Consider the following 3,148-nt stretch of genomic DNA (forward strand, 5'->3'; position numbering starts at 1 on the left):
CGAAGGTCGGCGAAGGGCCGGAAGAAATCGGGGTCCTCCCGGGCGGCAAACGTCCACTCGGGCAGGGTGATGTGAGGTTCGCTTTTCGCGCGGGCTTCCAGCTCCGTCTCGGCGGGCTCGTCTGGCATAACGTCTCCCTTCGATCATTTCGGGGGGTCTCGGAAGACCCCCCGATGCTATGTCGCGTCGTCCGGCCGGGATCGACCGCCGGATCTAGCCCCGGATCTCGGGGGCCAGCTTGGCGTGGATCCATTCGCCGGCCAGGTTCAGCCCCAACACGGTGGTCATGATCGCCAGGCCCGGGAAGAGGGCCATCCACCAGGCGCTCGTCAAATACTGCCGCCCGTCGGCGAGCATGCCGCCCCAGCTCGGAATCCTCGGCGGCACGCTGAGACCCAGGAACCCGAGTCCCGACTCGTACAGGATCACCGCCGCCATCTCCAGAACCGCAAGGGCCAGGACCGGGCCGAGGAGATTCGGAAGCAGGTGCCGGAGGATCACTCGTTGCGCGCTCGCGCCGACCGCGTGGGCCGCCGTCGTGAAGTCCCGCTCCCGCAACTGCAGCATCTCCCCTCGGACCAGGCGCGCAAAGGTCGGGTATCCCGCCAGCCCGAAGACGATCATGACATTTCGGACGCTCGGACCGAGAATCCCGACGAGCACGATGGCCATGACGATCGTGGGAATGGCCATCTGAATGTCGATGAGCCGCATCAGGAGGTCCCCGGCCTTGGACCTGGCGCTCCCGGCCACCAGGCCGAGCCCGCCGCCGAAGAGGACCCCGATCGCGACCGAGCCGAATGCCACGGCCAGGGACACCCGCGCTCCGTAGAGGAGCCGGCTGAAGACATCGCGCCCGAGGTGGTCGGTGCCGAGCACGTAGAAGCTCCCGCCCTTCGGCATCCAGCTCGGCGGCTGCCGGGCGAACCGCAGCTGCTGGGCATTCGGGTTGGCGGGTGCGACCCATTCCGCGGCCACGGCGCAGAAGACGGCGGACGCCACCAGCGCGAGTCCCACCAGGGCTCGAGCGGACAGGCGCCGCAGTCGGCCACCCGGCCGGTTCATGCCTGGCCCATCGACGAGGGGGATCATTGGAGGCGGATCCGCGGATCGAGGCACAGGTACAGGGCGTCGGTGAGGATGTTCATCACGACGACCACCCCGCTGATCACCAGCAGTCCGGCCTGAACGGTCGGGTAGTCCCGGCGATAGACACTCTCGGCCAGGAGCCGGCCGACGCCCGGCCAGGCGAACACGCTCTCGGTGAGGATCGCCGCGCTGAATAGTGTGACGAACTCGGCGGTGACCAGCGTCACGATCGCGATCGAGGCGTTGGGAAGAACGTGACGACCATAGACCCGCACCGGCGACAGGCCCTTCGCCCAGGCGGTCCGGACGTAGTCCTGGGGCACGACTTCGGCGATCTTGGCCCGGGCCAGCCGAGTCACTCGCGCGATCGTCCACACCGCCAGGGTGACGGCGGGCAGGATGATGGCGTCCGGTCGCTCTCGCCCCCCGGACGGCAGCCAGCCGAGCGAGACGCTGAACGCGAAGATGAGCAGGAGGCCCAGCCAGTAGCTCGGCATGGACTGGCCCACGGCGACGGCGATCTCGGCGAGGGCACGCAGGGCGGGCTGTCGAGAGATCAGGGAGCCCACCGCCAGCGGAAGGCTCACCGCCAGCGCGACGAGCATGGCGACCGACGCCAGCTGGAAGCTCGCGGGAATCCGCTCGGCATAGACCAGGGCGGCCGGCCGCCCATCATAGAGCGAGCGCCCCAGGTCCCCTCGAGCGGCCGCCGAGACGTAGTCGACGTACTGGACGTACAGGGGACGCTGCCAGCCCATCCGCCGCCGGAGCTCCTCCCGGGCCTCCGGGGTGGCATGCTCCCCGAGGATGAGCAGGGTGGGGTCGCCGGTCGCGCGGATGAGGAAGAACGCGAGGGTGGCGACGCCGAAGAGCACGAAGGTGCCCTGGCCCAGCCGCACCGCGAGGTACGCCAGCACTCCCGACCTGCCGCTCAGGACGGCGGAGCCGCCTCACGCACGTCGGCGACTCGGCCGGCCGCCCGGTGGGCCGGCCCGCCGCCGGTCAGGCCCCGCCAGGTGCGCAGCCCGCGTCATTCCAGATCGCGTCGAACGCACTCGAGCAGCAGCACGTCATCGAGGTCCACGTTCCCGACATTGACCGACGGACCGAACTGCTCGACCAGCCGGATCATGGTCCGGTGCACCTCGAACATGTCGACGCCTTTCACCCACCACCCGGCCAGCTCGAAGATGAGCCGCTCGAGCGGCACTTCGCTGGCCAGGTGCCTGGCGCGGCCGAGATCGAACTGTCCGTTCTCGATCAAGTCGGTCGCCTCGACGTATACCTTCTCCACCCCGGATTCCAGACAGTCGTGGATGTCGCGGATCATGTCGGCCACCGTTGTCCGCTCGACCTCGCTTCCGACCTCTCCGAAGACCCGGAAGCCGTGATCGCGGGCCTTCCCGATGAGGCCTTTGATGGCGGCGCGTGGCAGGAGACCACGGTTGTTCGACACCTCCACGTGCTCGAATCCGAGGTCGGCCGCCGCCTTCAAGAACTCTTCGGCCTTTCCCTTGGCGGCGGCGTGCTCGAGAAAGTTGCCTCCGGGGCACGGATGGACGCCATGGCGACGGTAGATCTCGACCTTCTCCCGAAGATACGACTCCGGATAGAAGCGCCCGGTGCCGATGGCGACCTTGCCGATGTCGACGTACTCGTCCGCCAGCCGTAACCAGTCTTCGAGATAGGCGTTGGGGCGTCCCCAGTCCAGCACCATCGTGAGCCCGGTATCGCGCGGCTTGGGTCGGCCCCCGGCCACCGGGACACTGTCGAACGCCCGAGTGTTCATGACCTCCTCCACGATCGACGGTCGACCGCATTCCCCTGCCCGACGACCCCCCGCGAACCGCGACCGGGCTCGGTGTGCCGGTGCTCGGTCGAGCGATCATTCGGCTCGCTCACGCCCGAGTCCGGAGACCGCCACGCGCGCTCGAGCGCAAGAGCGACCTCGCCCAGGGCGCGGTCCGCCCCCAGGTGTCCGACCACCTGGATTCCCACCGGAAGGCCGGGGGCGGGTGCCGGCAGGCTGATCGCCGGCTGGCCCGTGAGGCTGAAGGGG

The 3,148-nt window shown here is 69.0% G+C and carries 4 protein-coding genes; 1 reads left to right on the forward strand and 3 read right to left on the reverse strand.

Annotated elements, in window-relative coordinates; genetic code table 11:
* Positions 1-213 precede the first annotated feature (213 nt).
* The 3 genes from VGW35_21480 to VGW35_21490 form a co-directional block, all read right to left on the reverse strand.
* The gene (locus tag VGW35_21480) at positions 214-1,065 is read right to left on the reverse strand and encodes an ABC transporter permease (GenBank protein HEV8310244.1); all 852 of its coding nucleotides are present in this window, start codon (positions 1,063-1,065) and stop codon (positions 214-216) included.
* Positions 1,066-1,088: 23 nt separating this feature from the next.
* Positions 1,089-2,006 (reverse strand): ABC transporter permease, encoded by a 918-nt coding sequence (locus VGW35_21485; protein ID HEV8310245.1) that lies wholly within the window; start codon positions 2,004-2,006, stop codon positions 1,089-1,091.
* Between the two features lie 113 nt (positions 2,007-2,119).
* Positions 2,120-2,878, reverse strand: a complete 759-nt coding sequence (locus VGW35_21490; protein HEV8310246.1) for a phosphosulfolactate synthase — start codon at positions 2,876-2,878, stop codon at positions 2,120-2,122.
* Positions 2,879-2,958: 80 nt separating this feature from the next.
* Here VGW35_21490 and VGW35_21495 point away from each other — a divergent pair.
* The coding region (locus tag VGW35_21495) for a hypothetical protein (protein HEV8310247.1) at positions 2,959-3,148 on the forward strand (190 nt) is incomplete at its 3' end.

The organism is Candidatus Methylomirabilota bacterium (assembly GCA_036005065.1).
Classification (GTDB): Bacteria; Methylomirabilota; Methylomirabilia; order Rokubacteriales; family DASRDR01; genus DASYQW01.

Bases quoted from the DNA above. Each gene is read 5' to 3' on its own strand.
- VGW35_21480 (HEV8310244.1), bottom strand. From the start codon at position 1,065: ATGAACCGGCCGGGTGGCCGACTGCGGCGCCTGTCCGCTCGAGCCCTG.
- VGW35_21490 (HEV8310246.1), bottom strand. From the start codon at position 2,878: ATGAACACTCGGGCGTTCGACAGTGTCCCGGTGGCCGGGGGCCGACCC.